This window comes from Promicromonospora sp. NPDC023987 (genome assembly GCF_040639055.1).
Lineage (GTDB): Bacteria > Actinomycetota > Actinomycetes > Actinomycetales > Cellulomonadaceae > Promicromonospora.
Map to the genome: position 1 here is coordinate 1 of NZ_JBEZZF010000049.1, position 25,242 is coordinate 25,242.

At 68.0% G+C, this 25,242-nt stretch carries 26 protein-coding genes and 1 pseudogene; 12 read left to right on the forward strand and 15 right to left on the reverse strand.

Going from position 1 to position 25,242, the window contains the following annotated elements:
- Positions 1-74 precede the first annotated feature (74 nt).
- Genes rpmF through rpmB form a run of 6 tightly spaced genes read right to left on the reverse strand, consistent with a single transcriptional unit; the run spans position 75 to position 1,478 of the window.
- Positions 75-245, reverse strand: a complete 171-nt coding sequence (rpmF, locus tag AB0F40_RS19370) for a 50S ribosomal protein L32 (protein ID WP_357471147.1) — start codon at positions 243-245, stop codon at positions 75-77.
- Positions 246-287: 42 nt separating this feature from the next.
- Complete coding sequence (gene rpmG, locus AB0F40_RS19375) at positions 288-455, reverse strand: 50S ribosomal protein L33 (protein WP_253871463.1); 168 nt, start codon at positions 453-455, stop codon at positions 288-290.
- Complete coding sequence (locus AB0F40_RS19380; protein WP_357471150.1) at positions 455-760, reverse strand: type B 50S ribosomal protein L31; 306 nt, start codon at positions 758-760, stop codon at positions 455-457. Before AB0F40_RS19380 ends, rpmG begins: the two co-directional genes overlap by 1 nt.
- Before the next feature lie 16 nt (positions 761-776).
- Complete coding sequence (gene ykgO / locus AB0F40_RS19385) at positions 777-899, reverse strand: type B 50S ribosomal protein L36 (RefSeq protein ID WP_253871467.1); 123 nt, start codon at positions 897-899, stop codon at positions 777-779.
- Between the two features lie 37 nt (positions 900-936).
- Positions 937-1,242: a 30S ribosomal protein S14 gene (gene rpsN / locus AB0F40_RS19390; RefSeq protein ID WP_357471153.1), complete on the reverse strand. Its 306-nt coding sequence runs from the start codon at positions 1,240-1,242 to the stop codon at positions 937-939.
- Positions 1,242-1,478, reverse strand: coding sequence for a 50S ribosomal protein L28 (gene rpmB, locus AB0F40_RS19395; RefSeq protein WP_357471156.1), 237 nt, complete (start codon positions 1,476-1,478; stop codon positions 1,242-1,244). Before rpmB ends, rpsN begins: the two co-directional genes overlap by 1 nt.
- Positions 1,479-1,601: 123 nt before the next feature.
- Here rpmB and AB0F40_RS19400 point away from each other — a divergent pair, with 123 nt between their 5' ends.
- Positions 1,602-2,723, forward strand: a complete 1,122-nt coding sequence (locus AB0F40_RS19400; protein WP_357471159.1) for a GTP-binding protein — start codon at positions 1,602-1,604, stop codon at positions 2,721-2,723.
- Positions 2,724-2,796: 73 nt separating this feature from the next.
- Here the strand turns inward: AB0F40_RS19400 and AB0F40_RS19405 are convergent, their stop codons facing one another.
- Positions 2,797-3,312 (reverse strand): GNAT family N-acetyltransferase, encoded by a 516-nt coding sequence (locus AB0F40_RS19405; protein WP_357471162.1) that lies wholly within the window; start codon positions 3,310-3,312, stop codon positions 2,797-2,799.
- A gap of 170 nt (positions 3,313-3,482) precedes the next feature.
- Between AB0F40_RS19405 and AB0F40_RS19410 the strand changes: the two genes are divergently transcribed.
- Together AB0F40_RS19410 and AB0F40_RS19415 are read left to right on the forward strand one after the other, a co-directional pair.
- A complete protein-coding gene (locus tag AB0F40_RS19410; RefSeq protein ID WP_357471165.1) occupies positions 3,483-5,165 on the forward strand; it encodes a polymorphic toxin-type HINT domain-containing protein in 1,683 nt (560 codons plus the stop codon).
- A 6-nt stretch (positions 5,166-5,171) separates the two neighbouring features.
- Positions 5,172-5,666: an SMI1/KNR4 family protein gene (locus AB0F40_RS19415; protein ID WP_357471168.1), complete on the forward strand. Its 495-nt coding sequence runs from the start codon at positions 5,172-5,174 to the stop codon at positions 5,664-5,666.
- 18 nt (positions 5,667-5,684) lie between these two features.
- On the opposite strand, the gene AB0F40_RS19420 is transcribed toward AB0F40_RS19415, so the two are convergent.
- Positions 5,685-6,146: an NUDIX domain-containing protein gene (locus tag AB0F40_RS19420; RefSeq protein ID WP_357471171.1), complete on the reverse strand. Its 462-nt coding sequence runs from the start codon at positions 6,144-6,146 to the stop codon at positions 5,685-5,687.
- 307 nt (positions 6,147-6,453) lie between these two features.
- Here AB0F40_RS19420 and AB0F40_RS19425 point away from each other — a divergent pair, with 307 nt between their 5' ends.
- Positions 6,454-7,173, forward strand: a complete 720-nt coding sequence (locus tag AB0F40_RS19425; protein WP_357471174.1) for an ASCH domain-containing protein — start codon at positions 6,454-6,456, stop codon at positions 7,171-7,173.
- Between the two features lie 281 nt (positions 7,174-7,454).
- Here the strand turns inward: AB0F40_RS19425 and AB0F40_RS19430 are convergent, their stop codons facing one another.
- The 3 genes from AB0F40_RS19430 to AB0F40_RS19440 all read right to left on the reverse strand — a co-directional run bounded on the left by AB0F40_RS19430 (position 7,455) and on the right by AB0F40_RS19440 (position 10,244).
- Positions 7,455-7,958, reverse strand: coding sequence for an HAD domain-containing protein (locus tag AB0F40_RS19430; protein ID WP_357471177.1), 504 nt, complete (start codon positions 7,956-7,958; stop codon positions 7,455-7,457).
- A complete protein-coding gene (locus AB0F40_RS19435; protein WP_357471180.1) occupies positions 7,955-8,110 on the reverse strand; it encodes a hypothetical protein in 156 nt (51 codons plus the stop codon). Before AB0F40_RS19435 ends, AB0F40_RS19430 begins: the two co-directional genes overlap by 4 nt.
- Positions 8,111-8,591: 481 nt before the next feature.
- Positions 8,592-10,244 (reverse strand): polymorphic toxin-type HINT domain-containing protein, encoded by a 1,653-nt coding sequence (locus AB0F40_RS19440; protein ID WP_357471183.1) that lies wholly within the window; start codon positions 10,242-10,244, stop codon positions 8,592-8,594.
- A gap of 186 nt (positions 10,245-10,430) precedes the next feature.
- On the opposite strand from AB0F40_RS19440, the gene AB0F40_RS19445 reads away from it, so the two are divergent.
- Positions 10,431-10,769 carry a nucleotide pyrophosphohydrolase gene (locus tag AB0F40_RS19445; RefSeq protein WP_357471187.1) on the forward strand — a complete coding sequence of 113 codons (339 nt, stop codon included), beginning with the start codon at positions 10,431-10,433 and terminating at the stop codon, positions 10,767-10,769.
- 146 nt (positions 10,770-10,915) lie between these two features.
- Here the strand turns inward: AB0F40_RS19445 and AB0F40_RS19450 are convergent, their stop codons facing one another.
- Together AB0F40_RS19450 and AB0F40_RS19455 are read right to left on the reverse strand one after the other, a co-directional pair.
- Positions 10,916-12,745, reverse strand: coding sequence for a calcineurin-like phosphoesterase family protein (locus AB0F40_RS19450; RefSeq protein ID WP_357471190.1), 1,830 nt, complete (start codon positions 12,743-12,745; stop codon positions 10,916-10,918).
- 139 nt (positions 12,746-12,884) lie between these two features.
- Positions 12,885-13,478 carry a hypothetical protein gene (locus tag AB0F40_RS19455; RefSeq protein WP_357471193.1) on the reverse strand — a complete coding sequence of 198 codons (594 nt, stop codon included), beginning with the start codon at positions 13,476-13,478 and terminating at the stop codon, positions 12,885-12,887.
- A gap of 421 nt (positions 13,479-13,899) precedes the next feature.
- On the opposite strand from AB0F40_RS19455, the gene AB0F40_RS19460 reads away from it, so the two are divergent.
- Entirely contained in the window at positions 13,900-15,150 is a 1,251-nt protein-coding gene (locus AB0F40_RS19460) for a hypothetical protein (protein ID WP_357471197.1), read from the forward strand.
- The gene (locus AB0F40_RS19465) at positions 15,147-15,911 is read left to right on the forward strand and encodes a glycerophosphodiester phosphodiesterase (protein WP_357471200.1); all 765 of its coding nucleotides are present in this window, start codon (positions 15,147-15,149) and stop codon (positions 15,909-15,911) included. The genes AB0F40_RS19460 and AB0F40_RS19465 overlap by 4 nt, the downstream gene beginning before the upstream one ends.
- A gap of 16 nt (positions 15,912-15,927) precedes the next feature.
- On the opposite strand, the gene AB0F40_RS19470 is transcribed toward AB0F40_RS19465, so the two are convergent.
- Positions 15,928-16,446 (reverse strand): DUF6650 family protein, encoded by a 519-nt coding sequence (locus AB0F40_RS19470; RefSeq protein ID WP_357471203.1) that lies wholly within the window; start codon positions 16,444-16,446, stop codon positions 15,928-15,930.
- A 119-nt stretch (positions 16,447-16,565) separates the two neighbouring features.
- Here AB0F40_RS19470 and AB0F40_RS19475 point away from each other — a divergent pair, with 119 nt between their 5' ends.
- The 5 genes and pseudogenes from AB0F40_RS19475 (at position 16,566) to AB0F40_RS19495 (ending at position 21,974) form a co-directional block, all read left to right on the forward strand.
- Positions 16,566-17,828, forward strand: coding sequence for an FAD-dependent oxidoreductase (locus AB0F40_RS19475; protein ID WP_357471206.1), 1,263 nt, complete (start codon positions 16,566-16,568; stop codon positions 17,826-17,828).
- Positions 17,829-17,943: 115 nt separating this feature from the next.
- Positions 17,944-18,549 carry a response regulator transcription factor gene (locus AB0F40_RS19480; RefSeq protein WP_357471209.1) on the forward strand — a complete coding sequence of 202 codons (606 nt, stop codon included), beginning with the start codon at positions 17,944-17,946 and terminating at the stop codon, positions 18,547-18,549.
- Positions 18,550-18,803: 254 nt separating this feature from the next.
- Positions 18,804-20,359, forward strand: a pseudogene (locus AB0F40_RS19485) (gamma-glutamyltransferase family protein).
- A gap of 7 nt (positions 20,360-20,366) precedes the next feature.
- A complete protein-coding gene (locus tag AB0F40_RS19490) occupies positions 20,367-21,164 on the forward strand; it encodes an NUDIX hydrolase (protein WP_357471211.1) in 798 nt (265 codons plus the stop codon).
- 9 nt (positions 21,165-21,173) lie between these two features.
- A complete protein-coding gene (locus AB0F40_RS19495) occupies positions 21,174-21,974 on the forward strand; it encodes a protein phosphatase 2C domain-containing protein (RefSeq protein ID WP_357471214.1) in 801 nt (266 codons plus the stop codon).
- Positions 21,975-21,984: 10 nt separating this feature from the next.
- Here AB0F40_RS19495 and AB0F40_RS19500 read toward each other — a convergent pair whose 3' ends face one another.
- Positions 21,985-25,188: a tetratricopeptide repeat protein gene (locus AB0F40_RS19500; RefSeq protein WP_357471217.1), complete on the reverse strand. Its 3,204-nt coding sequence runs from the start codon at positions 25,186-25,188 to the stop codon at positions 21,985-21,987.
- Between the last annotated feature and the right edge of the window lie 54 nt (positions 25,189-25,242).

Here is a 25,242-nt window from a genome sequence, read left to right on the forward strand (position 1 = left end):
ATTCTCGACAAGCTCGACCAGCGCTGGTCGAGCTTGTCGAGACCCGGACAGGCGCTCTACACGTCCCGGTGGAGTCAGTCCGGGACGACCAGGCCGCGCCGGACGGCGGGAACCAGCCGGGCCGGGACCTTGACCTGACGCCCGTCCGCGGTGGTCGCCGGGACGAGCTCAGGCACCTGAGCCTTCCACTGCGAGCGGCGCGACCGCGTGCGCGAGCGGGACATCTTTCTCTTGGGGACCGCCATGACGGCCTCCTTCCTGTCGGTGCTCCGTCCGGAGCGCTGAGGTCAGCGCTCCTCGCGGAAGTCCACGTGCTTGCGGGCGACGGGGTCGAACTTGCGCAGGACGAGCCGGTCGGGGTCGTTGCGCCGGTTCTTCCGCGTCACGTAGGTGAACCCGGTGCCCGCCGTCGAGCGCAGCTTGATGATCGGTCGGAGGTCTACGCGCGAGGCCATCAGCTACCGTCCTTGCTGTCGTTGGTGTTGCTGTTTCCGTGCTTGGCGTAGCGCTGCCGGAACTTCTCGACGCGCCCAGCGGTGTCGACCACGCGGGCCGAGCCGGTCCAGAACGGGTGGCTCGCGCTGCTGATCTCGACGTCGACCACGGGGTAGGTGTTGCCGTCGGTCCACTCGATGGTGGCCGTCGGGCGCCCGGGTCCGGAGTCGGTGTCGGCTGCGAGCGTGGAGCGGGTCAGGAACGTGAATCCTGCGCTCGCGTCCCGGAACACCACGGGGCCGTAGGTGGGGTGGATGTTCTTCATGACTTGCTCCTCTCGCTCAGCCCTGGCGCGCCTTCCAGCGCGGGTTGAGCTTGTTGATCACGAACGTCTTGCCGCGCCGGCGCACTACCTTCGCGCCGGGCTTGCTCTTCAGGGAACGCAGGGACGCGCGAACCTTCATGTGCCGCTCCTTCGATGTCGAACCTGGGGTCCAGCGGTCACCAGCTGGACTTCGTAACCCCGGGCAGCTCGCCCCGGTGTGCCATGTCGCGCAGCCGGATCCGGGACAGGCCGAACTTGCGCGAGTACGCGCGGGGCCGGCCGTCCACGACGTCGCGGTTGCGCAGCCTCGTGGGGCTGGCGTCGCGCGGCTGCCTGGCCAGCTCGCTGACGGCGGCGGCGCGCACCGTGGGGTGCAGCTCCAGGTTCCGGATGATGCCGCGCAGCTCGGCGCGTCGCTCGGCGTAACGGGCGACCACCTCGCGGCGTCGGGCATCGGCGGCGATCTTGGACTTCTTGGCCATCAGACCTTCTCCCCTCGGGCGAGGATCTGGGCCACGACCACGTCGATGCCCCGGCGATCGATGGTCTTGATGCCCTTGGCACTCACGCGGAGCGTGACGTTGCGGCCGAGCGACGGAACCCAGTAGCGCTTCTTCTGGATGTTCGGGTTGAACCGGCGCTTGGTACGCACGTGGGAGTGCGAGACCGAGTGGCCGAAACCTGGCACGGTGCCCAGCGCCTGACATCTGGCTGACACATGACCTCCTGTGACGACGGGCTGACCGCCGTGAGTGAGAACCGTTCTCATAACGCGCTACAGTGAACCAGAACTGAGAACGGTTATCAATAATTCCCGGCTGGGCCGGGGCGAGGAGGCAGCATGCACCGAACCGGAAAGAACCCCGGAACCATCCCCGTGAGCGTCCTGGCCAGCGGCGACCCCGTGCTGCGCGACTCCGCGCTCTTCGGCCTCCTCATGGACGCCCCCGGAGTCGTCGCTGTACGGCACGACATCCACCCCGTCCACCTCCGCCGCGTCGTCCTGGACGCCACCGGCGTGATCGACGACGTGCTCGTACCGCTCGAGCACGCCTGCCTGTCCTGCGCCGTCCGCGAGGACGCCGTCCCGACCATCGCCCGCCTCGCGCACGACGATCGCTGGACCCACGTCCTGCTCGCCCTCCCCGTCAGCGCCGAACCCCTGCCCGCCGCCCGCGCCCTCGCGACCGAGACCGAACCCGGGGGAGCGCTCGACCACACCCGCGTCGCCACCTCCTTCACCATCGCCGACGTCGACACGCTCCAGCAGGACCTCTTCGGCGACGACACCCTCGTCGAACGCGGCCTCGAGCTCACCGCCGACGACGAACGCTCGGTCGGCGAGGCGCTCGCGGCGCAGATCGAGCAGGCGGACCTGGTGGTCGCCTGCGGAAGCGAGCCGCTGTCAGCGACGACGTCGGGCCTGATCGACCGCTTGCGCGGCACCGGGACGCGCCGCGTCGACGGCCTGCACGCGCTGTCGGCGGCGGATCTGGCCGCCGCCACGCACGCGCCGGCCCGCGCCGAGCGCAGGGCTCACCCCCTGGGCGCCCGCGTGGTCAAGGGCTCGGGCGGCTCGCCCGACGACCGGAGCTGGACGCTCGAGCTGCGCTCTCCGCTGCCGTTCCACCCGGAGCGGCTCCTGGACCGCATCGAGGAGCTGAGCACGGGCGGCCTACGGGCCCGCGGCGTGTTCCACGTCGCTGACCGGCCGGGCCTCGCCTGCCTGTGGGACGGCGCGGGCGGCCAGCTGGCCTTCGCGGACCTGGGGCCGTGGCCGGAGGTGTGTGCGGGGACCTCGCCGCACACCCGGATCGTGGTGGTCGGTGTGGCCGACGACCGGCAGCAGCTGCGCGAGGCGTTCCACGCGGCGCTGTGCACCTCGGAGGAGCTGTCGGCCGGCGTGGAGTGGCTGGGCCACGGGGACCCCCTGTCCCCGTGGCTGGGCGCCCGAACCGTCTAACCCTCCCTCCGTTGAGTGCTGGGTATTTGCGGCTCAGACCGCGTCCGAGGCACAAATACCCAGCACTCAATGGTCAGCGGGGGGAGAGGTAGGCGGCCGTCTGCGGGCGGGTGCCGGCCGGATCCGTCCAGCTTGCCGGGCCTGCGGCCACACGGGTCCAGCCGAGCCGTTCATACAGGCGGATCGCGGGGCCGCCGTCGTCCACGACGTCGAGCACGAGCCGGCGTCCGCGCCGCGCGGGCATGTCCTCGGCCCGCTCCAGAAGGGCGGCGGCCACTCGCGCGCCGCGCGCCGCGGGCGTGACGAACAGGCGGCTCACCCCGGCGAGCCCGGTCACGGGGACGCCGGCGGCCTCCGCGAGCTCGGCGGCGAACTCGACCTTGCCGCCGTCGACGAGCATGACGTGGCCGACGATCTCCCCGTCGGACAGAGCCACCCACCCGTTGATCGTGCCGGGGGGCGTGAGCCAGGCGGTCGGGTCGTCCGGCCAGGCCATCGGGTAGCCGTCACGCTCATGGACCAGCCACAGCGCCTCTGCCACCCGGTCGAGGTGGGCGGCGTGGCGCGGGGCGATCATGAGGTCGGGCACGGGGCTCAAGGTATCCGACGTCGGAGGTGCTGGCGCTCGGCTGTTCGGGGGCGGATGGCGTGCTCCGGTGCCGGAGCATTTTTGCTGCCTGACATGGGGCTTTCGTCTAGCCTGACTCATCGGGAATGACGTCCATGTCGGGCGTTTCGTGCAGGCGAGCAGGGGGACACATGACGAGGCCGTCTGATTGGTCGCCGGTGGGGTTGGATGCGGATCCGACTCCCGGTGATCCGGTGCTGGTGCTCTCTGGTGGGCAGGAGTATCAGGAGGTTGCCCGCTCGATCGACAACGCGGCCTCCGCGATGAGCCGCCTTGATGTCGAGGGGACTATCTCGCAGGCCGTGGACTCGTTGATGAGTGCCAAGGAAGACACCATCGGTGAGATCCGTAAGGCCCACTCCCGGTACGTCGCGGCGGGTGACGCGCTGGTGGGGTATGCGTCGTCGTTGGAGCGGGTGCAGTCGGAGACGTTGGCGGCGTTGGACCGGGCGCGGGAGGCGCAGGATGCGGCGCAGGCGGCTGCGGGGTCGAAGGACCGGTGGCAGGACCTGGCCGATGGTGCGAAGGACGAGACGGAGAAGGCCGAGTACGAGCAGAAGGCCCAGCAGGCGAGCGGTGACGCGGATCAGGCGGCCGGGGTGCTCAGCTCAGCGAAGTCCACGGTCGAGACTGCGGTATCGGATCGGGATCGGGCGGCGGAGCATGCGGTCGACCAGATCGAGGAGATCACCTCCAGTGATGATCTGAATGATGGGTGGTGGGACAACTGGGGTGCCAAGCTCGTCGCGGCGATCGCTGATATCGCCGACATGATCTCCACGATCGCGGGGATCTTGGCGATCATCGTCGCGTTCATCCCCGTGGTCGGTACCGCCCTGGCTGGAGTGTTGATCGTCATCGCGGCAGTCGCGGCGATCGTCAGTGCGGTCGCGAACATCACCCTCGCCGCGACCGGTGAGCGGTCGTGGGCGGAGGCCGGGATCGCGATCGCCGGCGCCGCGCTGTCCCTGATCGGGCTGGGTGGCGCCGCGAAGGCTGCGATGGGGTTGTCGAAGACCATCGCGAAGTCGGGTGGGTTCCGGCAGGCGATGAGCAAGGGGTGGTGCAAGCTCGGGTTCGGGGCTTGTTTCGTGGCCGGCACCCCGGTCCTGACCGCGGACGGCACCAAGCCCATCGAGGACATCGTCGTCGGGGACAAGGTCTGGACCCGGAACCTCGAAACCGGGCTGGACGAGCTGCAACTGGTCGCCGAGACGTTCGTGCACCAGACCCTGGCGCTGTACCACCTGACGATCAACGGGTCCGTGGTCTCCACGACGGCGGAGCACCCGTTCATGGTCGACGGTCGGGGCTGGCAGATGGCCGGCAACCTGCGCCCCGGTGACGTGCTGATCACCCCCGACGGCACCACCGTCCTGGAGGCCGTCGACGTCGAGGAACGCGACCTCGCGGACATCGAGAACGTCTACAACTTCCACGTCGAGAACAACCTCAACTACTACGTCCACGCCGGCGACACGCCCGTCCTGGTCCACAACGCCCACGCTCCCAAGAAGCCGAGAAACTTCAAGCTTGCAGGCGGTCAGCACCCCAAGACAGACGTACCGTTCGACAAGGACGGGTACCCAGATTTCTCAGCGTGGCGGCACCCTGACGTGGACGACGTCCGTATCGAGCTCACGGGAAGTCGTACCAAGGACTTTAAGGCTGCGAACGAGAAAGCTGGTCTCACCGAGACCCCCGAAAACTACACGTGGCACCATCATCAGGATCCTGGTCTCATGCAGCTGATCGATGAGGACATCCACGCAGCCACCGGCCACACTGGTGGCTTCTCAGTCGGAAAGAAGTGATGCACGATGAACATGGCCGGATTCCTCAATCCCTCGAGCCGCTACACGGGTCCCGACCTCACCCCAGAAATGGTCTCAGCGGCTGAGGAGTCGCTCGGCTATACCCTGCCGCGGTCCATGGTCGAACTCCTGAACGACTGCAATGGCGGTACCCCCGCCCGTTCCTGCTTTCCCATGGCGTCGCCTACGTCATGGGCCAGCGATCACATTCAGATCAAGGCAATCCTGGGGATCGGCGGCAAGCGCGGTTTCTACGGCGATGACTCCTTGTTCGCGAGCGGTGACATGATCGGCGAATGGGGATATCCCGACATTGGCATCATGATCTGCATGATGCCGTCAGGGGGGCACGACACCGTCATGCTCGACTACAGGGCTGCGGGACCACAGGGAGAACCGTCGGTGGCCTACATCGACGAAGACCGGGTGCCGCAGCAGATTGCAGCGTCGTTCGCGGAGTTTGTCGCCGGGTTGCGCGACTGCAGTGAGTTCGACGACTGATCGGCGGTGCCAAGGCCTTCAACCCTGCTGAAAGTGCCCGCGTTCCACGGCCAGCCGGATCGCCGTCCGGTAGCCCTCAGGCATGTCCAGCGCGGCGGCCTCGCCGGGCTTGACGAGCGCCAGCTCCTTGTGCTCGTCGCTGTAGACGGGCGGCGCGTCGCCGTCGTACGTCGCGAGGAACGTCACGACGAAGACGTGGCGGTCCGGGAACACCCGGTAGACCCAGGTGTGGAAGGGTTCGCCGACGGCGGCGTCCCAGGCGAGCTCCTCCCGGATCTCCCGGGCGAGGCACGCGGCGGGCTCCTCGCCCGGCTCGAGCTTGCCGCCGGGGAGCTCCCACTCGTCGCGCTCGTTGCGCAGGAGCGGGAGCCGGCCCTTCCAGCCGACGACCGCCTTGAGCGAGACGGGGAGCTGGTACTCGAAGTAGCCGGCGTCGCGCTCGATCAGGTAGGGCTCGCCGGGGGAGCGGGGGTTGAGCATCTGGCTCCTGTCACCTTTCGTCGAATCGGCAGTTCGCTGAACAGCACATGGACGTGCGCCACTTGCGCTCAATGCAAGTGAGTTTGCACCTAGCGTGACGGCGTGCTCATGACACAGCTGGTCAAGTCGAGTGGCGACCGGCTCACCGCCACCGAGCGGACCGCGTCGAACGGCGAGGCTGGTCGTACGGAACCCGGCGTCGGCGACCTCCCTGAGCACCCCCGGGCCATGGTCGCGGCCACCGTGGTCGGTGCGGACCGGCGAAATGACCTCGATCTGTGGCGACGGGCCGTGTCAGGGTCCTTGCATGTTGAACGTTCCCGAGCAGCGCCTCCTCGACGCGGCGCTCGACACCGCCTCACGTCTTCCGGCCGACGGCAAGTACCTGCACACCGTCGCGTCCGCGGTGATGGACATCCATGGCGACATCTACACCGGCGTGAACGTCGGCCACTTCACGGGTGGCCCGTGCGCCGAGCTCGTCACGCTCGGGGTGGCGGCGGCCGCCGGCGCCGGGCCGATCTCGCGGATCGTCGCGGTGGGGGACAGGGGCCGCGGCGTGATGCCCCCGTGCGGACGATGCCGCCAGGTCATGCTCGATCAGCAGCCGGACTGCCGCGTCATCGTGCCCGACGGCGATGACGCGTCCTCCGTCCCGGCCCGCGAGCTGCTCCCGTACCCGTCGCAGCACCCGGACGCCGACCCGCCGCGCCTGCTGCGGTTCTCCCCGGAGCACTGGGAGAACGTGGTCGACGGCGTCAAGACCGCCACCACCCGTTTCAACGACCCCGCCACGCCGGGGCCGGCCACGCTCCTGTTCGAGTTCGACGACCGGTACCGGTCCCTGCCCGGCGTCGTCGAGTCGGTCGAGCACGTCCGGTTCGCCGACATCACCGACGCCCAGGCGGCCCTGGAGGACTGCACGGCCGACGAGCTGCGCACGGCGCTGCGGACCTACTACTACCCGGAGGTCGCCGACGACGACGTCGTCGACTTCGTGCGGTTCCGGGTCACTGGGAAGGACTGACCGGCGAGGTGCGCGCCGTCGGGCCTGGGCTGACTGGTGTGTCGAGCGGCTCTGGTGTGGGAGGACCGCGTCGGGTGAGGCACTCACGAGCTGGTCCGCACCGGATATCGCGGACTCGACCTGGTCGATCACCAGGCCCACGGAAATTTGCTCGGCCCGACTGAAGCCTCGCTCTCCGTGAGTCTTCGCGCAGAATGAGTTCGCGCCCTCAACCACACGACGTCGACGAGGCGGCAGAGACCGGACCAGGGCTGTTGGAGTGGGGTCGCCCAGGGCATGGATCACCGTTCCACGCCCTGCAGCCATGCCGCGATCGCAGCAATGTCCGCGGCAGTCAACCCAACGGTCGGATCGACCTGGTACAGCAGCGCAGCGCCAGGGTGTGCCAGCTCGACCCACCACCGGTCAGCGTGCCCGATGGCGTCGTCGACCCAGATGAACGGACGCCCGCGAGCGATCCGCACCAAGGACTTCGTCTTCCACTCCAAGGTGTCGTCCTGGCCGTCGCCGTCGTCAAGCAGGTCGGCCACGGGCAAGCGCGGTAGCCCCAGCAGCGGCGCGATGACCTCGTTCGCCTCGTCCATCCACGCTGTCGCCCACATCAGGTCGCAATCCAGCTCGGCCAGCAGTGGACCGAGCCCGCGGTCGACCCTCGCCAGGTGGGGATTCGTCGATGCTGTCCACGAGTCCGGAGCGCCAGGAACTGACGGCATGCCGGAACCACCGAACGGCAGGATGGTCCCGTCCACATCGAGGAACAGAATCGGTCGGGGCGTGTTCGTCACAGCATCCCCCGAGCGGGACGGTCAATCAGGCAGGCGTACAGACGCTCGCGGACGAGCTTGGTGCCACGGCCGCTGACGGCCGCCTCGGGCGAGTTGGCCTGATGGATGGAACTGGTATTGACGTCGCGGACGTGACGCATCGGGATGTTCATTGGAAACGACCGTACGCACCGATCGGACATCGGGCCAGGGCGTTACCCCTCGCCATACCTCAGTGACGGGTTGCGCGCTCAGTGGGCCGATGCTAGTCCTTGTTGATCGATGAGATCCCGCTTGATGCGAGAGAAAATACTCCGACCAGCGCCTTTCGAGCGGCCGCGTCTCGGTCTATGCGATCCAACGAATTGAATACCTCTGGATGAACGTCAATGGTGGTGGTCCCACCCCGGGAGATCGCGCCCGCTGTCGCGAATAATGCGAGACAACGGTAGGCGCGTAGCACCCCGGACCGCTCCTCACGCAGAATCGGGTAAAGAAGAATCGTCGCATCTTTGACCTGGCTGCGGAGCGCTTCCACGGATGACCATCGCGTTGACCATCCTTCGCTCTGGGCACGTGTCTGGATTTGAACCAAGGTTTCGAGGTCTACCTGGCATACACGGAAGTCAGAGTCGGTCGAACGAACGACTGGCATCACAGACCGCCTTCAAGAACATCGATACGAATTGGTGTTTCTGGAGCAATTCTGCCGTCATCAACCCTTGTCAGGAGTTCGTCCATGCGGTGATGCCCACCAAGAATCGTGCCTTCGGGCGAAACGAAGATACCATCGCCCGGAGTGGCGTTATTTATAGAGTCCAGTAGTGCCGGGTTATCCATCTCCTCGTGATAGATCTGCGAACTCCAGTCACGACGCCCGCCCTGACCCTCTGCGTACTTTCCGGGTAGGGTGCCAGCGTCTTCCATTCGGCTGGATATCCCGGCGGCTGCGTCTCCAGCATCTCCGTGACTGCTGTTGTGGACGAGTATCGGTGTGTCGCCGGCCTGGACGTAGTAGTTGTGGTGGGTCTCGACGTGGAAGTTGTAGACCGGCTCCGTGTCGGCGCGGGTCTCGGTCTCGATGGCCTCGACCGGGACGGTGGTGCCGTCGGGGGTGACGAGCAGGTCGCCGACCTTGAGGAACGCGGCGTCCAGCCAGCCGCGGCCGTGGACCATGAACGGGTGCTCCGCTGTGGTCGATACCTGTTCGCCGTTGATGGTCAGGTGGAACAGCTCGTCGGTCGTGCGGACGAACGTCTCGACGACTAGCTGCAGCTCGTCCCGCCCGGTGACGACGTCGTGCGCCCAGACCTTGTCCCCGACCCGGATCTCCTCGATCGGCCGCGGGCCGTCCGGGGTATGGATCAGGGTGCCGGCGACGAAGCACTTCCCGAACCCGAACTTGCACCACCCCTTGCTCATCGCCTGCCGGAACCCGCCCGACTTCGCGATCCCCTTCGCCAGCCCGGTAGCGGCCTTCGCGGCGCCACCCAGACCGATCAACGACAGTGCCGCACCGGCGATCGCGATCCCCGCCTCCGCCCACGACCGCTCCCCGGTAGCGGCGAGGGTGATGTTCGCGACCGCACTGACGATCGCCGCTACTGCCGCGATGACGATCAACACCCCAGCCAGCGCCGTACCGACCACAGGGATGAACGCGACGATGATCGCGAGGATCCCGGCGATCGCCGAGATCATGTCGGCGATGTCCGCGATCGCGGCGACGAGCTTGGAACCCCAGTTGTCCCACCACCCATCATTCAGATCATCACTGGAGGTGATCTCCTCGATCTGGTCGACCGCATGCCCCGCCGCCCGATCCCGATCCGACACGGCCGACTCCACGGTCGACTTCGCTGAGGAGAGCACCCCGGCCGCCTGGTCCGCGTCACCGCTCGCCTGCTGGGCTTTCTGTTCGTACTCGGCCTTCTCGGCCTCGTCCTTCGCGCCATCGGCCAGGTCCTGCCATCGGTCCTTCGAGCCCGCAGCCGCCTGCGCCGCATCCTGCGCCTCGCGCGCCCGGTCCAACGCTGCGAGCGTCTCGGACTGCACGCGTTCCAACGACGACGCGTACCCGACGAGCGCGTCCCCGGCGGCGACGTACCGGGAGTGGGCCTTGCGGATCTCACCGATGGTGTCTTCCTTGGCACTCATCAACGAGTCCACGGCCTGCGAGATCGTCCCCTCAACATCGAGGCGGGACATCGCGGAGGCAGCGTTGTCGATCGAGCGGGCAACCTCCTGATACTCCTGCCCGCCAGAGAGCACCAGCACCGGATCACCGGGAGTGGGATCAGCGTCCAACCCGACAGGCGACCAATCAGACGGCCTCATCAACCCCATCCCTGAGCAGCAACGACAACGACGCTGATGAGCGTACCCATCAAGCGTCACCCGGACCATGAAAAAGTGCGTCCTGCCAGCCAGGACCATCGGCCGGCATAGTTGACTCGAGGCAGGGCGACCGCGTGGCCGGGCATCATGAGCCACATGAACGACGACGCCACGATCGAGTCCGTACGCGACAGACTTCGCGACTTCGCGTCCGTGCGAAGCTGGGGGCAGTTCCACACACCCAAGAATCTCGCGATGGCGCTCGGCGGTGAGGTGGGTGAACTCCTCGCCGAGATGCAGTGGCTGACCGATGGCCAGGTCCACGAGAAGCTGGCCGACCCCGAGTCCCGGAACGGCATCGAGGAAGAGTTCGCTGACGTCTTCCTGTACCTGGTCCAGCTCGCCGACATCTGCGGCGTCGACCTGATCCAGGCGGGGCACGCGAAGATCACGCGGAACGACGGGCGGTTCCCGCCGTCGTCGGACGCCTCCTGAACTCGCGCGTGCAGCAGCATCTCGCTGGCCCTCATCCGCCGTCGGCGATGAAGACGATGACCAAGTGGCCCATGCCGCCGACGTCCCCTGGCCGGGATGGCCAGGGGACGTCGGCACTGCAACGGGCTAGGACCCGGGAGCGACAGTCACTCGGTGACCTCGAAGGTCAGCGACTCGGTGAACTCCCGCCCGTGCACGTCCGTGGCGGTCACCTCGGCGGTGTGCTCACCGACAGCCAGGTCGGAGGGCAGTTCCAGGCGCCACAGGTGCATGGTCCGCTCCACGAGGCCGCCGCCGTGGGGGAGCGTCTCCAGGTTGGCCGTCGGGTCCGACCACTCGGCGCCGATGCGCACGCCCTCGCCCCGCAGCTGCTGGGTGCGCTCCGCCTCGACGCGGCTGCCGCCGTCGACCCGAACCTGCACGGTCGACCCGGTGGAACCCATCCAGAAGTTCGTGGTCAGCCAGGTCTCGGCGAGCCCGTCCCGAGACACGGAGAGCGGCTCGGCCAGCTCGGGCGCGGACCCGGCCTTGCTCCTGTTCGCGGTGAACCAGTCGCGGTACCGGGGAGTGTTGAGCCCGAGCGCCAGCTGATGAGAGCCGTCATCGCCGCGCACGGTGTAACGCTCGGTGATCTTCGTGTTCTTGATGTCCAGGGTCAGCACGCCCGGCGGCGTCCCGTCGCGCTGGACGGCGGTGGGGTAGCCGGCGTCGAGCTGCCGACCCGCGTACCAGTGACCCGAGACCGCCCCGACGGTGAGGTGTGTGAACGGGAGCCCGTCCTCGCCCAGCAGATCCTTCCACCCCGCCATCAGGTCGCCCTCGCGCAGGTTCTCCGACATGTGCGTGTGCCCGCCGAGCGAGATGACCTCGCGACCCTCGAGGATGTCGTAGATCTCCCGCAGCTGCTTGGTGCGGTGCGAGTCGCTGTACCAGAACTCCAGCAGCGGGCTGTGTCCGGCCAGCACGATCGCGCGGTCCTCCGGCACGGCCGCGATGTCGTTGCGCAGCCACTCCAGCTGCCGCTCGCCGAGGCCGTAGGTGTACTTGCTGGTGGTGCCCGGGTACTCGATCGTGCTCAGGGCCACGACGTGCGCCTTGCCGGCGTCGTAGGAGAAGTACTCCGGGCCGAGCTGGGCGCGGAACGTGTCGAAGTTGTGCTCCCGGGCCGGGGAGTCGAAGTCGAGGTCGTGGTTGCCGGGCAGGAACCGGGCCGGACCGTTGAGCGTCGCGGTCAGGTCGCGTGTCTCGTCGAACATCGACAGGTCGTCGCCGACCACGTCGCCGATGAAGAGGACGCCGCAGCCGGCGTAGTCGTCCCGCTCGGCCAGGTCGGCGAAGACGCCTGCCCTCGCGTACTCGGCTTCCTTCGGGTTGTAGGTCTGCACGTCGGCGCCGATCGCGCAGTGCTGCTCGGGTGAGCGCGTCTCGGTGCTGGCGGTGAGCGGGAAGTTCAGCTCGTCCGGCACCGGTCCGGTGGGCTCCAGGCCGCCGTAGCGCAGCTCGGGGGAGCCTTCGGGCAGGTGGTGGTAGTGGAACTGGGCGACGTTGTCCTCGTCGACCGGGACCTGGTAACCGCGGGGCTGGGTGACGAAGACTGTCATGTTGTCCTCGACCGGCAGCTCGTAGCGGCCCTTGCTGTCGGTGGTGGTCACCGCACGTCCGTTGGACACCGAGACGCCGGCGAGGCCGCGCTCGTTCCGGTCCTGCGCCGAGCTCCGGTTCCGGTCCACGAAGACGGTGCCCGTGACGGTCTTCCGGTCCGCGGCGGAGCCTTCGACGACGTCGACGCTGCCGCGGTAGGCGGTCTCGTTCCAGCTCTCCGTGGCCGACGACGCCTCCGGGGCCGTGCTGTTCGCGGGTGCGGCACTGCTGGCCACCGGCGCCAGCAGTGCGCCGGAGAGGGTGACGATCAGTGCGCCGACGCCCAACCGCGCCGAACGCGGGGAGCGGGTGCGTGATCCAGACACCGGATTCACGGGGGCCTCCTCGAAGTAGCGACGCCGACCTGTGTGGCCGGCAGGTCGCACTCTGGCGATCAGGTGTGAACCGGACCCGGCTTTCTGTTGATTGCTGGGTGAACTTGACCTGTCCTGGTGGCGGTGTCGCGGGCTCGCGCTAACTCATCCGCGAGACGAACCCGTCGATCTCCTCACGGGACCACCTCGAACCGCCCAGCTCGGGCTGGATGAACCTCTGGACGGCGACCTCGGGCGAGACGAAGATGTCCGTCTGCTCGCGCCACGAACGCGTCGTGCCCTCCGCCCGGACGACCACGACTTCCCAATCCCGCTGCCCCCATACGGCCCAGCTCCCCGATTCGCCGAAGATGGCGAAGGTGTCGGCGTACAGCACCGCCCCACCCGGGTCGCCCTGCGGCTCGTAGGACACCGCCTCCCAGTACGAGCTCCCGATGTGGCCGGTCGGAACGGAGGAACAGGGAAAATGTCCGAGGTCCCGGATGTGGTACTCCTCCGGGTCGGGATCCACGACGACCAGCGAGATGCTCTCGTCACCGTGCACCCGGGCCAGCACCTCGAGTGCCTTGGCGAAGCCGTCGTCGGAGAACTCGTTGTACTCGCAGACGTCAACCTGCCCCAGTTCCGACCGGAAAGGCCAAGCGGGCAGCCGCGTCCCGGGATCGATGACCTGCCGCATGCGGGTCAGGAACGCGCCGTACTCGGATCGGTCACACGCAAAGGTGTAGGTCATTCGGACGTAGCACATCGAGCAGGGAACCACAGGCTCCACATCGAGGCGTCTACCTTCCCCTTGGCATTGCTGGCCGTTGGCCGGGGCCTGTCAGTGCTTTCGGTCCGCTCCGGTGTCTGCCCAGGTGAGCCACTGATCGAACGGCTCGATGGCAGCAAGGGCCGGGTCGACCGTTCGTGCTCCGAGCGCGAAGTCTGCCGCGAGCTTTCTGAGCATCTGGAGCAGGAGACCGTAGCCGATGCGCTCAGTCGCCGGATCGGGTACCCACGCGGTTCGAGATGAGCACGTGATCGTCACTGCACAAGGTGGATTCGGATGTGGGGGTCACGGCTGCTGATCTGGCTGTGATCGCCTCGTGGTTGACGGACGGGGAGCGCTGAGAAGCGACTGTCCAGGCCTCTCACGTGGCACGATGCCGCCTATGGCCCGCATCGTGCACATCTTCACGTTCCGCGCTTTCCCGACCGTATCCGATGGCGTTCCGCTGACCGAGGCCTATGACTTCGGGCGATTCACTCCCCACCTGGTGAACCGCCCCGGCGACATGCTGCGTGTCACGAACCTTGGCCGGCACACCGACGTCCGGGTCACCACTGAACAGTCCACTCTCGCGCCGCTCGACATCACCGCACGCTTGTGGTCGGACGGGGCGTCCCTCGCACAGCTGCACCTGTCGTACGGGCTCAACGACCCATCCCCGCACGAGGTCGCGAACCATCTGGCGATCTTCTGCCACGAGCGGACCTCCCTGTCGTTCGACGGCGTTGCGCTGGTCGACTGGCTCGTCGGCAAGGCCGGCCTCGACCGGGCACCCCGGCTGGACCAGGACGTCCTGCAGTTCGTCGAGCTCGACGACGCCGCGGGGCTTGCCACCGACAAGGACGAGCCCAGCAACGACGCCATCGCAATGATCTACCGCACCGCTGAGCGGCTGCCCGACGGCGGCGTCCCGACTCACGTGCCGGCGGCGCTCAACTCGTTGGCGGGTGCGTTCGCTGCCCACGGGCGGGGCGTCGTCGTCCTCGGCGGGCAGAGCGAGGCGACTGCGCTGACCGTGCGGCTCACGGCGTGCGAGCTGTTGTTCGCCGTCGGGCGGGCGCGGCATGCACGAGCGAAGATCGAGAACCTTCTCCAGGGATCACGCACTCGGGACGAGGCCGCCGGTATCTGGGACGACGCGGAACGACTGAGCGAGGTCGCCAGGGAGGTTCGTAGGCAGCGCACCATCATGGCGCTCGACGTGCAGGGCTACGCCGACGGGCTGTTCATGCCCGAGCTGGTGATCGACAGCTTCCGCACGAGCTTCGCCGAGGCGCTCCGGCTCAGCGAGCTCACCGACTCGACGGTGGGACTCATGGACGCGCTCAGCGACGTGATCGGCTCCAGCCTCGCCGACATCCAGCTGCGTGCGGCCAAGCTCGCCGACACGCGTGAGCGCCGCTGGCAGCTCGGGGTCGGTATGGCGTCCGGGATCGCGATCCCGGTCGCACTGCTCCTGTCGTACTTCGGCGTCTCCAGCGAGGCCACGATCCCTGCGGACCGGTCGATCTACGACCTCACGGTTTACGGTCTGGTGTGGGCGCTGGCGGTCGCCTCCGCGGTGACCATCGCCGCGATGACACTCAGGCAGTACTTCCGCACAAAGAACGGGGACAGTACGACATGGCGATGATCAGCGCGCATCGGTGCGGGGCCGGGAGCGACCTGGACCTGGAGAACACCAGGGCCGCGCTCGACAGGGCGCTCACGCTCGACGTGGACTACGTCGAGTTCGACGTCCAGCGGCTGGGCGACGGCACGTTCGTGCTCTTCCACGACGACTTCGTGGAGCTCGACGGTCGTCGCGTCCCGATGGCGGACCTGACGTTCGAGCAGTTCTCCGGCATGGCGGACCACTTCATGCGGTACGACGACGTGCTCGCCGCGCTCAAGGGTGTGAAGCACGCGCACATCGACCTCAAGTTCGTCTCGCCGGAGTCCGCGTACGCGAACCCCGAGAGCACGTATGAAGTGGCCGCAACGAAGCAGGCGCTGGAGATTCTCGGCGCCGGCCAGTTCATCATCACGACCCTCGAGGACCAGTCGGTGCGGGCGGTGCGTGACTGGGCTGACGGCGCCGGACTCGACCTACTCGTCGGGCTCTCCCTCGGGCGGGACACGGCGGACATGTCCCTGGTGGAGGCTGTGCGGACCCGGCTGTCGGAGTTCTTCCCCGGTGCGCGCATCCGCGGCTCGCGCGCGAACCTCGTCGTCTGCCACCAGAGGATCGCCCGGTACACGGTGGCGCGTTTTGCACGACGCCGGGGGTTGCCGCTGTTGGTGTGGACCGTGGACGAGCCGGAGGCGCTCGCGTACTGGCTGGCGCCCGATGCCGCGTGGCTGGTGACGACCAACTACCCCGAGCGTGCGATCGAGCTGGTCAAGGCTGCGTAGGCCGCGGCGCGGCCGGTCAGGTCTCCCTGACGAACCCGTAGTCGTCGCGGCCGTGGTTGAAGTTCAGAAAGAACCAGTTCGAGCTGTCGGGAACGATCAGCCGAAGTCTTCCGACGATCTCGATCTCGTACTCCGCACACAGCGGAGCCAGGCGTTCACCTACGAGCGACCGCAGAGTTGCCAGTGCCGCGGTGAACTCGAAGTGGTTCACTCCGTGGCTCCGCGCCTCTTCGCTCTGCATGGCGTCCACGAATGCGGTGAACACCGCACGGATGTCTTTCAGGGCCAGCTCCAAGCGGTCGCTGATCCCACGTGTGTTCACTGCATCGGTCAGGATGCCTCGAACTTGGATCGCTGAGGCGACGCAATGATCGGGTGACTCGGCACCGTACTCCGCGAAGAGGAGCCGTCGATCTTCGAGCGCGTTCAGCACTCGGCGCACCACTTCGCGGTCGCCGTCGCGGTGCTCCCATTGCACCCCTACGACTGGCGTCGAGAATCCGGTCAGACGCCAGGGCAACCGCCATCGAGCCATCCGGTCATGCTAACGACGGTCGGTCATTTCCGGCAGGGTTTGGTGCGGCGGATGACCGTCACAGATCTCCCCACTGAGGGAGGAGGCGCAGACCGGTACCCGATATCTACGGTCGGGGCATGGAGTCCCGCATCCCCCTGCCGCGCGTCCACCACGTCGACTGCGTCGTCGTCGGTGCAGGCGTGGTGGGAGCGACCATCACTCAGCAGCTCGCCCGCCGCGGCGTCGGGGTCGCACTGATCGACAGCGCGCCCGGGATCGGCGGCGGCTGCTCGTACGCGAACGCCGCGATCGTGGCGCCACACCATGTGACGCCGCTGGCGACGCCCGCACTGCTCCGCGAGGCCCCGGTCCAGATGCTGCGCCGCCCGCCGGCCGTGCGGATGCAGCCCGATCCGAGCCTGGTCCCGTGGGCCGGGAGCCTGGTGGCATCTGCCGCCCCTCGCCGTGCACACCTGGCCGGGGAGCGGCTGAGCAGGCTGGCGGCCGAGAGCACCCGGCTCCACTGCCTGCTGGCCGACGAGGGCCTCAGTCCGACGCTGCGCAAGACGGGGGCCATCGACGTCTACCTCCGGCCACCGCGGCGCCGGCGTGCCGACCTGCTCTCCTTCGAACGGCTGCAAGCCATCGAACCGGCGCTGGCGCCGGTCGCGGCGGGGGCCCACGACGCCGAGGAGTGGACGCTGGAGAGCCGCAGCTTCGTCAAGGCCATGCTGGACGACGCGCGCCGCCATGGCGCCGACGTCTTCTTCGGCACGGCGGCCGAGCGGTTGCTGACGGAGCACGGGCGGGTCGTCGGGGTCGCGGCGGAGGGAATGACCCTCCTCGCCGATCACGTGGTCCTCGCGGCCGGGCTCGGGTCGGCGACGCTGGCCGCTCAGGTCGGTCTGCACCTTCCGCTACGTGGTGGGCGGGGCTACGTAATCGACGTCGCCGCCGGTGACCATGCCCCCGCGATGCCCGTTCGCATCAAGGAGCACCGCGTCGTCGTGACGCCGCTCGCGGACCGTGTCCGTGTGTGCGGATCCATCGAGTTCGGGGACGAGCGCAGACCGATGGATCCGGGCCGAGCGGAAGCCTTGAAGACCGTGGCCGCGCGCGTGCTCCCGGGGCTCGAGCGAGCCGCCGTCGTCGACCGCTGGGCCGGTGAGCGGCCGTGCACCCCGGACGGAGTGCCGGTCATCGGCCGATCGAGGACGGTGCAGAACCTCTCGGTCGCCACCGGACACGGGATGTGGGGAATGATCCTGGCTCCGGTCACCGCCCGGATGATCACCGACGCCGTCGTCGACGACGTCGAGCCGGCCGAGGACGCGTGGCTGAGCCCCGACCGGTACGACGGCCGGCCGGCGAGGCACCACCGCACGTTGCGCACAGCCTGATCTCTGCCGCACAGCCAGTCATCGCTCGAGCGCGGAAGAACCGTGCAGCGGCTATGCTCCGGCGAGCGGCACGACGGCCTGATCCAGAGAGAGGGCACAGGATATGAACGCTCGGATGCGGGTCCTGTTGGTCGAAGATCATCCCGTGGTGCTGCACGGCCTGCGTGCCATCTGCACCGACCACCCAACGATCGACGTGGTGGGGGAGGCGGCGACCGCGGCCGAGGCCGTGCAGTGCGCTCGCGAGCTGCAGCCGGACGTCGTGGTCGTGCCGGTCAGGCTCGGCGGCACCCGCAGCGGCATCGAGCTCTGCCGGTCGATCAAGAGCGTGTGCAGCGCACGGGTGGTGGTCTTCACGTCGTTCACCAGGACGGTCGACGTCCAGGTCGCGATGTTGGCCGGCGCCGACGCGCTGATCAGCAAGACCGCAGCCAGCGACGTCTTCATCGCTGCCCTGCAGCAGGTGAAGGCCGGTCGGCAGGCGCTGTTCGTGGGATCCGGCCCGACGCCGCAGACCGCAGCGGCGACCTTCGACGCCGTGGAACCGCTCACCGAGCGCGAGGAGGAGATCCTCGGCCTGGTGGTAGACGGTCTCACCAACCCGGAGATCGCGGCACGCCTGACGATCGAGGTGTCGACGGTCAAGACCCATATGCGCAGCGTTCTTCGCAAGCTGCGAGTCGATACCCGGCGCGACCTGCTCGTCGAGCCGGCCCAGTGACTCGGCTCGGAGGGCCCATGCGAGTCCGATCGAGGCGAGGCCTGGGCGCGCTGACCGTCGCGGTGGCCCTGGCCGCTACGGCCGCGGCACCGGTGGCCGCGCAGCAGCAGACGGTTCCGGACGCAGCGACCGTTCCAGAGGCGGTGACCACCGCTCAGGAGATGGTGGTGACGGCCAACCCGCTGGCGACCAGGGCAGGCGCGCAGGTGCTGCGCAACGGCGGCACCGCAGCCGACGCGGCCGTCGCGGCGCAGATGGTGCTCGGTCTGGTCGAGCCCCAGTCCAGCGGCCTGGGCGGTGGGGCGTTCGTCGTGTGGCACGACGGCGCGAGCGGCGAGGCCACCACCTACGACGGCCGGGAGAAGGCGCCCCTGGCCGCGACCGAGGACCGGTTCGCCGGACTGTCGTTCACTGACGCCTGGCAGAGCGGGCTGTCGGCCGGCGTGCCGGGCACGCCCGCCCTGATGGAGGAGATCCACACCGAGCACGGCACGCTGCCCTGGCAGCGGCTGTTCGCGCCGGGGATGCGCCTGGCGCTGGGCGGTTACGAGATGACCGACCGGACCGCTGCCCTGGTCGACGCCTACCTGGCCGAGAACGACAGCTGCAGCGACCGGCTCTTCTTTCGCGACCCGGTGGCGTTCGAGTACTTCACCAACGGGTCCGAGACTGACTGCGCGGCCAAGCCCGGCGGCACCCGGATGCGCAACCCCGACTACGCGGACACCCTCAGGACGCTGCGAGACGAGGGCGCAGAGGGCTTCTACACCGGCCAGCTCGCCGAGGCGGTCGTCGAGGCGGTGCGGGAAGACCCGCACCTCCCCGGTGACATGACGCTGGAGGACCTGGCCGACTACGAGGTGGCAGAGCGGTCGCCGGTGTGCAGCGACTACCGCGGCCACGAGGTCTGCGGCATGGGCCCGCCGTCCTCCGGCGCGCTGGCGGTCGGGCAGATGCTGGGCATCCTGAGCACTTCGACCTCGGCTCCGACCCGCTCGACCCCGATGCGGTGCACCTGTTCACCCAGGCCGGGCGCCTGGCCTTCGCCGACCGCAACCTCTACGTCGGCGACGCCGACTTCGTGACCGTGCCGGCCGAGGGCATACTCGACCCGGACTACCTCGCCGAGCGGGCCGGGCTGATCACCGACGAGGACATGGGCACGGCCGAGGCAGGCGTCCCACCGGGGGAGTTCGACCCGGCGGCGCCGCAGACCGAGTCCAACGAGTCGGGTACCAGCCAGGTCTCGGTCGTCGACCGCTACGGCAACGCCCTGTCGATGACCACCACCGTCGAGAGCGGCTTCGGCAACGGCGTCATGGTCGACGGCGGCGGGTTCCTGCTCAACAACGAGCTGACCGACTTCTCGTTCGCCGCGGCCGACGCCGAGGGCACGCCGATCGCCAACCGTGTGCAGCCGGGCAAGCGGCCGCGCAGCTCGATGTCCCCGACGATCGTGCGGGACGCCGAGGGCCGGCTGGAGCTGGTCACCGGCTCCCCGGGCGGTTCTCGGATCATCGGCTACACCGCCCAGTCGATCGTCAACGTGATCGACTTCGGGCTGGATCCGCAGCAGGCGATCAACGTGCCGCACGTCCAGAACAACAACGGCTCGACCGCGCTGGAGCCGCCGATACCGGGTGTGACGCTGGACTACGACGTGGCGGCGCTGCGGGCCGCGCTCGAGGCTCGGGGCCATCCTGTGACGGTGACGGAGCAGGCCAGCGGGCTGAGCGTTATTCAGGTGACGTCGGAGGCGCTGGTGGGCGGGGCCGACTACCGGCGGGACGGGAGTATCGGGGGACGGTGAGGTTCTGGTGACGGCTGAGACCGGGTGGTCTCAGAAGTGCCGATTTGGGAGTATCTTCATGCAGGTGGTTGAACTCTCACGGGAGATTCCCCCCGCGACGCTCGCGCGCTTGACCGGTTGGCTGAGGCGCCTGACTGAGCCGTCGAGCCTTGCTCGACTGCTGCAACCGCTTCTCTTGATGGTGCGCGGCTCCGGCCCCAAGTTGCGGTGGCGCAAAGTGGGTGTTGCATTAACTCCTGTGAAAGATCTTTCCCGTGAGGACTACCTGCGGAGATTGCCGCACAAGCGAATGGCGGCAGGCGTGCTCCTTCGCTATGCGGACGAGATCGTTCTTGTCGAGCCGACCTATAAGGACGCTTGGGAGATTCCAGGCGGTGTGGTGGAAGCGGACGAATCACCGTGGGTCGCTGCCGAGCGCGAACTGAAGGAAGAGCTCGGTCTGGTTCGGCAAAATATGCCGGTTCTCGTTGTTGACTACGTTCCTCGCACGCCAGATGGAGTACCTGAAGGGCTGCTCTGGATCTTTGACGGGGGTTCACTGAGCGAATCTGAGCGTGAGCACCTTGGGAGCGCCAACGAGAACGAGATCAGATCAGTGCAGCTTCTGTCGGTTGACGAAGCTCGGCAGCGGACGAGCGAGCCCTTGGCGTTGAGATTGCGGGTCGCGTTCGATGCGGCTCTGGCAGCTCAAACGACGCAGCCTGCGTACGTGACGGTCTTCTGCGACAGAGGGCAACCGAGGCCTCTGGAGCAGCCAGTACCCGAACCGGTAGTTTCTTCGACCAGGGATCTCGCGGCCGTCTAGGGTCTGCGGGTGACTCTGCTCGCAGCAACCCTTGCCGGCAATTCCAACAACCAGGACCGCTACGTGGCGGGTGAAGGCTTCGCGGTTGTGCTCGACGGCGCCACATCGGTCGCCGGGGACCGCTCGCACGATCCAGGCTGGTTCGCTGGGCGGATCGGCGAGGTCCTGGCCCGCACTGTTCCTGGTGGCAAACCGATCCCTGATCTGGTCGCGGGCGCCATCGCGGAGGTCCGCGACGCGGACCAGCTCGTCCCCGAGACGAGTCCGACGTGCACGGTCGCGGTGGCACGTTGGTCAGGGGACACCGTCGAGACGTATGCGCTGTGCGACAGCACCATCGCTTTGCTGCACAGGGACGGGACCGAGTCCGTCTACTTCGACGACGAGGTAGGCGACGCGGTCGGTCAGATGCGGGCGGAGTATCGCGCTCGGATCGCGGACGGACACGGTTTCGACGAGGCGCATCGCGACCTGCTCATCGAACTTCAGAAGGTCCAGGCACGGTGGCGCAACCGGCCCGGCGGCTATTACGTGGCTGGTACTGATCCGGCCGCCGCCTACCAGGGTGTCGTCGGCACGGTCGAACGCGCCGGATTGACCGGGTTGTTGCTTGCGACGGACGGTGTGGACCCGGACCGGCATCCCCGGGCCGGGACGTGGTGGGACCTCTACACCGAGACCGTGGAACACGGCCCGGACCGGGTTCTCCACGATCTTCATGCCGCAGAGGCTGCCGACCCGGACGGACTCCGGTGGGCGCGCTCGAAGCGGCACGATGACAAGACTCTGGTGGTCGTGCCGCTCACGTGAGCGACAGGGGTCAGAGGTTGGCGAGGAACTGATCGATCGGTTCCGCATCGTCATAGAGCTCGCGAGCCCGGTCGTGCTGTCCGGCACGGGCCAGCAGGGTCGCGTACCCGTTCAAGGTGGACCGGTAGGCGGTGACGAACAGGACTGTCCGCATGCCCGTCTCATAACGACGCCGATACAGCTCGACCGCCTCGGCGAACTGCTCCCGAGCGAGGTCGTCGAGTCCACACATCACGAGTGAGGCCGCGGAATTTCCGAGGCTCCAGGCGAGGTTCTGCTCGCGCCGGCTCGGATACCTTCGGGTGAGGTCTCGGTAGACGGCGATGGCCTCGTCGTGTGCTCGGACGGACTCCTCCACGCGGCCCAGGTCCGCGTAGGCGGCTCCCAGGTTGGTCAGGGAGCGCGCGCGTCCGGGTTCGAATCGGACCGGGTTCCGGGCGGCGAGTCGGAGCCAGATCTCGTGCGCCTCCTCATGCATGGCGAGCGCTGCCTCGGGAAGGTCGAGCAGGCCGTACGTGGCTCCAAGATCGCCGAGGGTCAGCGCGAGATCTGGTTCGTAGCGAGTCGGGGTCTGCGTGTCCAGCTGTCGCCAGTGCTCCAGCGCCTCGAGGTAGTCAGAGTGTGCCTGCTCGGTGTCGCCGAGGTCGGTGTGGCAGCGCCCGATGGAGCTGAGCGACCGGGCGAGCGAGGCGCGGTGGCGATCGTGCTGCCCGGCAAGACGTCGTCGGGCAGCCAGCGCCTCCCTGTGCGTCACGAGCGCCTCGCGCGGATGGCCGAGGTCTCGGTAGGAAACTCCGAGGTTGTGCAACGACTTCGCGAGGTCCGGGAGAAGACGTACGGCGTCGACCTGTGCGTGCTGGCGCCAGGTTCCTGCTGCTTCCTGACGAGCGTCGAGCGCCTCGTCGTTGCGCCCGAGGACGGCATACGAGTCGCCCAGGTTGTCCAGCGACCTGGTCAGGCCCGACCAGTAGCGGCGCGGTCGCCATCGGGCGAGCTTCCGATACAGGCGTGTCGCTTCTTCCCGCGCGCTCAGGGACCTGTCGTAGTAGCCAAGTGTGAAGGTCCAGTTCCCGAGAACGTGCTGTGCGTGAGCGGTCCGGACCGTGCGCTCGAAGAGCCGATCGCTGTTGACCGCGCGGACAAGGAGCTCAGCGACGTGGTGACCTACCTCGTGAAGCGCGCTCGGTGGATCGGGCCAAGGGAGCACCTCGTGGACGGCGCTGACGATGCGCCATTTCACGTCGATGCCTCGCACGAGGTCCAGGGCAAGCCGCGCGACGTCGTCGCCCCAGCGTGGATCGAGACGATCCGGATCGGATTCGCTCGTGGGCCGATGATCCTGGCCGTGCGAGCTGGAGTTGTTCGACGGCCTGTCGTCCTGGCTTCGTGACGGATCGGAGGCAGCGCGCGTCAGGACGATCATGGCCCGTACGGCCTGGCGTTCGCTCAGGTCGCTCAGCAGGACGTCGCGCCGTTCGGCGCTCACCAAGGCACGCGTCGTGTCGTTGGCGTCGGTGGCCGTCAGCATCGACACGACGAGGTGCTCGGCAAGGCGGTCCGGGTGCAGGCTTCCGATCCAGCCGGGGTCGCCGACGAGGACCAGGTCGTCCGAGCTGTCCGTGAAGCCGGTGCTCGGCGGGTACTGCTCACGCAACCAGCGTGCGGCCGCCCTGGGGTCCAGACGGGTACCGGGCGGACACAGCCGAGCGACGCGGCCGACCAGCAATTCGGCTTCGTCCTGGCTCTCCGCGCCGAGGAGACACGCGGCGGCGACCAGGATTCGCAGTGTCTGGCCGTCGCTGGGGATACCGGCTTCGTCAGCCGATCGTGTCCAGCTTCGTGCCTCGTGCCGGAGCAGCTCATCGAACACGGCGTGCATCGATACGCCCGCTTGGGGGCGCCGCGGGCTGGTCGCGGCGTCAGGCGCATGGACTTCGACCCGAAGCACATGGACAAGTGCGATGGAGAGCAGATCGAGCATTCGCGCACCGGGCACGACTTCGGGCAGCGTCAGGCGCGCAGAGCTCTTACCGAGGAAGGCGGCGAAGTCCTGGACCGCGACGTCGACGATTCTCTGCTGCTCTGCGAGGTGCCCGTCATCCGCATCGTGCGGGACGACCCGAGCAGAGAGCTCGATCGGGTCGTATCTGCCGACGACCGCTCCGACATCGGATTGCTGGCACAGATCCGACCACCACAGACCACCTCGCCGTGCGAGAAGAAGGACGCGTACGGCACCGGGATCGTTGTTCGCCTGGCGCAGGAGCTCGGCGACGCCTTCACTTCTGTTCTCCGCATAGTCGACGATGAACAGAACCGGTGCCTCGCGGTGGCCGCGGCGCAGCACCTGCATGGCCTCCGGCTCGACGCCGGTGCGTAAGTTGCGGCACTCCCAGCCGTGGTTCGTACGCATGGCTCTCTGCAGCTCATGCGCCAAGCGCGTCTTGCCGACGCCGCCGGCCCCGGTCACCAGCCGTACCCGCAGGGAGCGGCTGCCGGGGTCGTAGTCGTCGATGCACCAGTCGACGAGTTGTTGAAGCACGTCGTCGCGGCCGACGAACCGGACTATCTGTTCGTCACCGTCTCGAACAGGCGAGAGTAGCCGGCCCGGCGCGTCTTCGTCCCCCGGCGGCCGCACGCCGAGCTGTTGGGAGGCGAGCCGGTCGCGCGCCTCTCTATCGGCTGCTTCCTCGTGCCGATCGTGCAGAGTGAACCAGCGTTCCAAAAGGGTCGCGCCCAGGACGCCGCCCACGACTGCGCCTGCGACCATCGTCTGCCGCACCCAGGTCGGTACCGACTCCGGCAGGATCGCCGCGGCGATCCCCACGATGACGGCGAGCGTGGAAGCGATGCCGTATACCCACAGCCGTCGCGCGCTCTTGCCCCGGTAACCCCCGAACCCCGCCTCCGTCACCCTCACGAGGGTACGAGCAACCGGACAATTCGGGAAGGTAAGGCTGGAGGACGGGCGCAACCTGGCTGACGTGCATGCCGCGTTCGGCGGCAGTCCGTGTCGACACGCCAGAAGAGTGTTTCTCCGTGGCTCGTGCTGGCCCAGGCGATCCTCTACCTGTTCGACTGCGGTCCGCTCGGCGATGACGAGTCGCGGATCCGGGTGGACGGGGTGGAGCTTGATGCCTATGAGTGGGTCGATCTCGGCAAGCTGGGGGAGTACGTCATCTCGCGGCTTGAGCGGCGGATCCGGCAGGCGCATGCCGCATGGCTCGCCGGACGCACGATGTACTTGGAGCATGGGGCCTCGTTAGTG

Bases quoted from the DNA above. Each gene is read 5' to 3' on its own strand.
- AB0F40_RS19500 (WP_357471217.1), bottom strand. From the start codon at position 25,188: ATGCGCCTGCCGGATCCGCCGCTCAAGCCGCGAGATGACGTACTCCCC.
- AB0F40_RS19380 (WP_357471150.1), bottom strand. From the start codon at position 760: ATGAAGAACATCCACCCCACCTACGGCCCCGTGGTGTTCCGGGACGCG.
- rpsN (WP_357471153.1), bottom strand. From the start codon at position 1,242: ATGGCCAAGAAGTCCAAGATCGCCGCCGATGCCCGACGCCGCGAGGTG.
- AB0F40_RS19415 (WP_357471168.1), top strand. From the start codon at position 5,172: ATGAACATGGCCGGATTCCTCAATCCCTCGAGCCGCTACACGGGTCCC.
- ykgO (WP_253871467.1), bottom strand. From the start codon at position 899: ATGAAGGTTCGCGCGTCCCTGCGTTCCCTGAAGAGCAAGCCCGGCGCG.
- AB0F40_RS19480 (WP_357471209.1), top strand. From the start codon at position 17,944: ATGCGGGTCCTGTTGGTCGAAGATCATCCCGTGGTGCTGCACGGCCTG.
- AB0F40_RS19470 (WP_357471203.1), bottom strand. From the start codon at position 16,446: ATGGCTCGATGGCGGTTGCCCTGGCGTCTGACCGGATTCTCGACGCCA.
- AB0F40_RS19425 (WP_357471174.1), top strand. From the start codon at position 6,454: ATGTTGAACGTTCCCGAGCAGCGCCTCCTCGACGCGGCGCTCGACACC.
- AB0F40_RS19460 (WP_357471197.1), top strand. From the start codon at position 13,900: ATGGCCCGCATCGTGCACATCTTCACGTTCCGCGCTTTCCCGACCGTA.
- AB0F40_RS19455 (WP_357471193.1), bottom strand. From the start codon at position 13,478: ATGACCTACACCTTTGCGTGTGACCGATCCGAGTACGGCGCGTTCCTG.
- AB0F40_RS19400 (WP_357471159.1), top strand. From the start codon at position 1,602: ATGCACCGAACCGGAAAGAACCCCGGAACCATCCCCGTGAGCGTCCTG.
- AB0F40_RS19435 (WP_357471180.1), bottom strand. From the start codon at position 8,110: ATGAACATCCCGATGCGTCACGTCCGCGACGTCAATACCAGTTCCATC.
- AB0F40_RS19410 (WP_357471165.1), top strand. From the start codon at position 3,483: ATGACGAGGCCGTCTGATTGGTCGCCGGTGGGGTTGGATGCGGATCCG.
- AB0F40_RS19465 (WP_357471200.1), top strand. From the start codon at position 15,147: ATGATCAGCGCGCATCGGTGCGGGGCCGGGAGCGACCTGGACCTGGAG.
- rpmG (WP_253871463.1), bottom strand. From the start codon at position 455: ATGGCCTCGCGCGTAGACCTCCGACCGATCATCAAGCTGCGCTCGACG.
- AB0F40_RS19420 (WP_357471171.1), bottom strand. From the start codon at position 6,146: ATGCTCAACCCCCGCTCCCCCGGCGAGCCCTACCTGATCGAGCGCGAC.
- AB0F40_RS19445 (WP_357471187.1), top strand. From the start codon at position 10,431: ATGAACGACGACGCCACGATCGAGTCCGTACGCGACAGACTTCGCGAC.
- rpmF (WP_357471147.1), bottom strand. From the start codon at position 245: ATGGCGGTCCCCAAGAGAAAGATGTCCCGCTCGCGCACGCGGTCGCGC.
- AB0F40_RS19475 (WP_357471206.1), top strand. From the start codon at position 16,566: ATGGAGTCCCGCATCCCCCTGCCGCGCGTCCACCACGTCGACTGCGTC.